Source organism: Streptomyces niveus (assembly GCF_001723055.1).
Classification (GTDB): domain Bacteria; phylum Actinomycetota; class Actinomycetes; order Streptomycetales; family Streptomycetaceae; genus Streptomyces; species Streptomyces niveus.
The window spans coordinates 1-5375 of the sequence record NZ_MDCR01000017.1; the positions used below are offsets into that span (position 1 = coordinate 1).

General features: G+C 69.7%; 5 protein-coding genes. All 5 read left to right on the plus strand.

What is annotated here, in order from left to right; all coding sequences use genetic code 11:
• A partial coding sequence (locus tag BHU15_RS02430; protein ID WP_303741122.1) for a glutamate ligase domain-containing protein occupies nucleotides 1-590 on the plus strand: 590 nt, incomplete at its 5' end.
• An 85-nt stretch (nucleotides 591-675) separates the two neighbouring features.
• The gene (gene ftsW / locus BHU15_RS02435; protein WP_079127831.1) at nucleotides 676-2169 is read left to right on the plus strand and encodes a putative lipid II flippase FtsW; all 1494 of its coding nucleotides are present in this window, start codon (nucleotides 676-678) and stop codon (nucleotides 2167-2169) included.
• 6 nt (nucleotides 2170-2175) lie between these two features.
• Entirely contained in the window at nucleotides 2176-3270 is a 1095-nt protein-coding gene (gene murG / locus BHU15_RS02440) for an undecaprenyldiphospho-muramoylpentapeptide beta-N-acetylglucosaminyltransferase (RefSeq protein ID WP_069625627.1), read from the plus strand.
• A 12-nt stretch (nucleotides 3271-3282) separates the two neighbouring features.
• Nucleotides 3283-4080 carry a cell division protein FtsQ/DivIB gene (locus tag BHU15_RS02445; protein WP_069625628.1) on the plus strand — a complete coding sequence of 266 codons (798 nt, stop codon included), beginning with the start codon at nucleotides 3283-3285 and terminating at the stop codon, nucleotides 4078-4080.
• A gap of 275 nt (nucleotides 4081-4355) precedes the next feature.
• A partial coding sequence (ftsZ, locus tag BHU15_RS02450) for a cell division protein FtsZ (RefSeq protein WP_069625629.1) occupies nucleotides 4356-5375 on the plus strand: 1020 nt, incomplete at its 3' end.

The window sequence follows — 5375 nt, forward strand, 5'->3', positions numbered from 1 at the left end:
AGGAACTCGCCGAGATCTCGGACGTCGACCCGCCGGCCCCGCACAACATCGCCAACGCCCTCGCGGCGGCGGCCCTCGCCCGCGCCTACGGCGTCGCACCCGCCGCCGTACGCGACGGTCTGCGCGCCTTCCGCCCCGACCCGCACCGCATCGAACACATCGCGGACATCGAGGGCGTCAGCTACGTCGACGACTCCAAGGCCACCAACACCCATGCCACCGAAGCCTCGCTGGCGGCCTACGACCCGATCGTCTGGATCGCCGGCGGCCTCGCCAAGGGCGCGTCCTTCGACGAGCTTGTGGAGCGGTCCGCGAAGCGGCTGCGCGGCGTGGTCCTCATCGGCAGGGACCGGGCGCTGATCGCCGAAGCCCTCGCGCGACACGCGCCCGAAGTACCCGTCGTGGACCTCGAACAGACGGACACTGGGGCGATGTCCGCCGCGGTCCGTGCGGCGGCGCGCCTCGCCGAGACCGGGGACACCGTCCTGCTGGCCCCGGCCTGTGCCTCGATGGACATGTTCGTCAACTACAACAAGCGGGGCGAGGCGTTCGCGGAGGCGGTCCGCGCGCTCGCCGCCGAGCACGCCTGACCGACCGGCGAGAAGCCCAGCGCGCGTGAGCCGCGACAGCCCCACCGGCCGGCCCGGCCGCGCACGACTGGAGGGGACAGCGAAGATGCCGGCCGACGACACCACGGGCACGGGACCGCGCCGTTCGCCGGGCGGCCGGTTCCCCGCCGCCGTACCGCCGTTCGCCCCACCGCCCCTCGCCCTGTCAGGAGGGGCCACCGGTGCCCTCACAGGGCCCGCGCGGGCGCTCGGCCTCCCCGGGCTCGCCCTGCGCGGCCGGGCCCCCGGAGCGGCCGTACGACGCGCTCCCGCCGTCCGCGGGAGGTCCGCCGGATCCGGCGCCCGGCCGCCCCGCCCGCCGCGCGGCAACAAGGTGCGGCAGATGTACGAGAGGGCCCGCCGCGCCTGGGACCGGCCGCTCACCGCGTACTACCTGATCTTCGGCGCCGGCCTGCTGCTCACCGTGCTCGGCCTGGTGATGGTCTACAGCGCCTCGATGATCAAGGCACTGGAGCTCTCGCTGCCCGGCTCGTATTTCTTCCGCAAACAGTTCCTGGCCGCCGTCATCGGCTCCGGACTGATGCTGCTCGCCTCCCGGATGCCCGGCAAACTGCACCGCGCGCTGTCCTACCCGCTGCTCGTGGGCGCCGTCTTCCTGATGGTGCTCGTGCAGGTCCCGGGGATAGGGCACTCGGTCAACGGCAACCAGAACTGGATCTACCTCGGCGGCCCCTTCCAGCTCCAGCCCAGTGAGTTCGGCAAGCTGGCGCTGATCCTGTGGGGCGCCGATCTGCTCGCCCGCAAACAGGACAAGCGGCTGCTGACCCAGTGGAAGCATCTGCTGGTGCCGCTCGTCCCGGTCGCCTTCATGCTGCTCGGGCTGATCATGCTCGGCGGCGACATGGGCACCGCCATCATCCTCACCGCGATCCTCTTCGGACTGCTGTGGCTGGCGGGGGCGCCCACCCGGCTCTTCGGCGGCGTACTCGCCGTCGCGCTCACCCTCGGCTTCATCCTGATCAAGACCAGCCCCAACCGGATGTCCCGGCTCGCCTGCATCGGCGCCACGGACCCAGGCCCCCAGGACCAGTGCTGGCAGGCCGTGCACGGGATCTACGCGCTGGCCTCCGGCGGATGGTTCGGTTCCGGACTCGGCGCCAGTGTGGAAAAATGGGGTCAACTCCCCGAACCTCACACCGACTTCATTTTCGCCATCACCGGGGAGGAACTGGGGCTGGCGGGGACGCTGTCGGTGCTCGCCCTGTTCGCGGCTCTAGGCTATGCGGGTATCCGCGTGGCCGGACGCACGGAGGACCCCTTCGTGAGGTACGCCGCGGGAGGCGTGACCACGTGGATCACGGCGCAGGCCGTGGTCAACGTCGGCGCGGTGCTCGGTCTCCTGCCGATCGCCGGAGTCCCGCTCCCGCTGTTCTCCTACGGAGGCTCAGCCCTGCTGCCGACCATGTTCGCCGTCGGGCTGCTGATCGCGTTCGCGCGAGAGGATCCCGCCGCGAGAGCGGCACTGGCCATGCGAAGGCCCGGCGTGAGATGGAAGACGATGAGACGGCGCGTCAAAAAGCGTCCGTCCGGAGAGCGGTGAATTTCGGTGCATGTCGTACTCGCCGGTGGGGGGACCGCCGGCCACATCGAGCCCGCGCTCGCCCTCGCGGACGCCCTGCGGAGGCAGGACCCCACCGTGGGGATCACGGCCCTCGGCACGGAGCGCGGACTCGAGACCAGGCTGGTACCCGAGCGGGGGTACGAACTGGCCCTCATCCCCGCCGTCCCGCTGCCGCGCAAACCCACCCCTGAACTGATCACCGTCCCCGGCCGGCTGCGCGGCACCATCAAGGCGGCCGAGCAGATCCTGGAGCGTACGAAGGCGGACTGCGTCGTCGGCTTCGGCGGCTATGTCGCGCTGCCCGGCTATCTCGCGGCCAAGCGGCTCGGGGTGCCCATCGTCGTGCACGAGGCCAACGCCCGCCCCGGCCTCGCCAACAAGATCGGCTCGCGCTACGCGGCGGCCGTCGCCGTCTCCACCCCCGACAGCAAGCTGCGCGGCGCCCGCTACATCGGCATCCCGCTGCGCCGTACGATCGCCACCCTCGACCGGGCGCGGGTACGTCCCGAGGCGCGTGCCGCCTTCGGGCTCGACCCCAACCTGCCGACGCTGCTGGTCTCCGGCGGCTCACAGGGCGCCCGCAGGCTCAACGAGGTGGTCCAGCAGGCCGCGCCGCTGCTCCAGCGCTCCGGCATCCAGATCCTGCACGCGGTCGGGCCGAAGAACGAAATGCCGCGCGTGGACAACATGCCGGGAATGCCGCCGTACATCCCGGTACCGTATGTCGACCGGATGGATCTCGCCTACGCGGCGGCGGACATGATGCTCTGCCGCGCCGGCGCGATGACCGTCGCCGAACTCTCCGCCGTCGGGCTCCCGGCCGCCTACGTACCGCTGCCCGTCGGCAACGGTGAACAGCGGCTCAACGCCCAGCCGGTGGTGAAGGCGGGCGGCGGACTGCTGGTCGACGACGCCGAACTGACGCCCGAATGGGTCCAGGGCCATGTGCTGCCGGTGCTCTCCGATCCGCACCGGCTGTACGAGATGTCCCGCGCGGCAGCCGAGTTCGGCCGCAGGGACGCGGACGAGCTGCTCGTCGGCATGGTGTACGAGGCGGTCGCAGCGCGCCGTCAGGGATAGGGAGGCAGGGCAGTGGCCGGACCGACGACCGCCGAGCGTGGCGGGGTACGAGTTGAGTCGGAATCCGGCCGCGCCCGATCGGACGGGCCGCCGGGCCGTCGTTTCCGGCTTCCCGGACGCCGTTTTCTGCTTCTGCTTACTTGTGTGATCGCTCTCTGCGCGGGGGGAATCTGGCTGCTTTACGGTTCCGCCTGGCTGCGGGTCGAGCAGGTGAAGACTTCGGGACTCGATGTGCTGAAGCCCGCCGAGGTGGAAGCCGTGGCGGCAGTTCCGATGGACACCCCGCTGATTTCCGTCGACACGCAAGCGATTGAGCGCCGACTTCGTCAGAAGCTGCCGCGTATCGACTCGGTGGATGTGACACGGTCATGGCCGAACGGCATCGGTCTGAAAGTGACGGAGCGAAAGCCCGCGCTGCTTCTCGAAAAGGGAGCAAAGTTCATCGAAGTGGACGCGAAGGGTGTGCGATTCGCGACCGTCGAGAAGGCCCCGAAGGGTGTACCCCTGCTGGAATTGACGGTGGATCAGTCCCCGGGTGTGGGACGCTTCACCGCCACCCGGCTGATGTCCGAGGCGGTACGGGTCAGGGACGATCTCCCCGGCAAAGTCGCCGAGGACACCCGGGTGGTGAAGGTCCGTTCGTACGACTCCATCTCGCTGGAGTTGAGCGGGGGGCGCACGGTGATGTGGGGGAGCGGCGAGGACGGCGGCGCGAAGGCGCGGGCGCTCACCGCTCTCATGAAAGCAGTTCCGAAGGCCACGCACTTCGATGTGAGTGCGCCCACCGCCCCCTCCGTATCAGGGAGTTGACGCGTATTTGTGCTGACCAGCACCCTGGTTGGTCAGCGCGGTGCGTGATCACATAGGGTGAAAAGAAAAACGGGAGGTTCGGCGTGTTCGTTGAACGTGCGCCACGTGTCGACTTAGTGTCCTGTTCGGAAGAGTCCAAGAAGCAGACACACTGGTAACCCTAAACTTCAAGGTTAGGGTTCGGGTCGGCGTCCGGACCGTCCCATCGGCATCAGTCGTCGCCCCACGCCAACGGCGAAGCGACGACACGTAACTCGAGGCGAGAGGCCTTCGACGTGGCAGCACCGCAGAACTACCTCGCAGTCATCAAGGTCATCGGTGTCGGCGGCGGTGGTGTCAATGCCATCAACCGAATGATCGAGGTCGGCCTCAAGGGCGTCGAGTTCATCGCGATCAACACCGACGCACAAGCCCTGTTGATGAGTGACGCCGACGTCAAGCTCGACGTCGGCCGTGAACTCACCCGCGGACTCGGCGCCGGCGCGAACCCGGCAGTCGGCCGCAAGGCGGCAGAGGACCACCGCGAGGAGATCGAGGAGGTCCTCAAGGGGGCCGACATGGTCTTCGTCACCGCCGGCGAAGGCGGTGGCACCGGCACCGGCGGCGCTCCCGTCGTCGCCAACATCGCCCGCTCGCTCGGCGCCCTCACCATCGGCGTCGTCACCCGCCCCTTCACCTTCGAGGGCCGGCGGCGCGCGAACCAGGCCGAGGACGGCATCGCCGAACTCCGCGAAGAGGTCGACACCCTCATCGTCATCCCCAACGACCGCCTGCTGTCCATCTCGGACCGTCAGGTCAGCGTCCTGGACGCGTTCAAGTCCGCGGACCAGGTGCTGCTCTCGGGTGTCCAGGGGATCACCGACCTCATCACCACGCCGGGTCTGATCAACCTCGACTTCGCCGATGTCAAGTCCGTGATGTCCGAGGCCGGATCGGCCCTCATGGGCATCGGCTCCGCACGCGGCGACGACCGCGCGGTGGCCGCGGCGGAGATGGCGATCTCCTCGCCGCTCCTGGAGGCGTCCATCGACGGCGCCCGCGGCGTGCTGCTCTCCATCTCCGGCGGCTCGGATCTCGGTCTCTTCGAGATCAACGAGGCCGCGCAGCTGGTGAGCGAGGCCGCGCACCCCGAGGCCAACATCATCTTCGGCGCCGTCATCGACGACGCCCTCGGCGACGAGGTGCGGGTCACCGTGATCGCGGCCGGCTTCGACGGCGGACAGCCGCCGACCCGGCGCGAGGCCGGCTGGTCGTCCCGCTTGGCCGAGGTGAGTCCGGCCTCGCGCCGGGTCGGC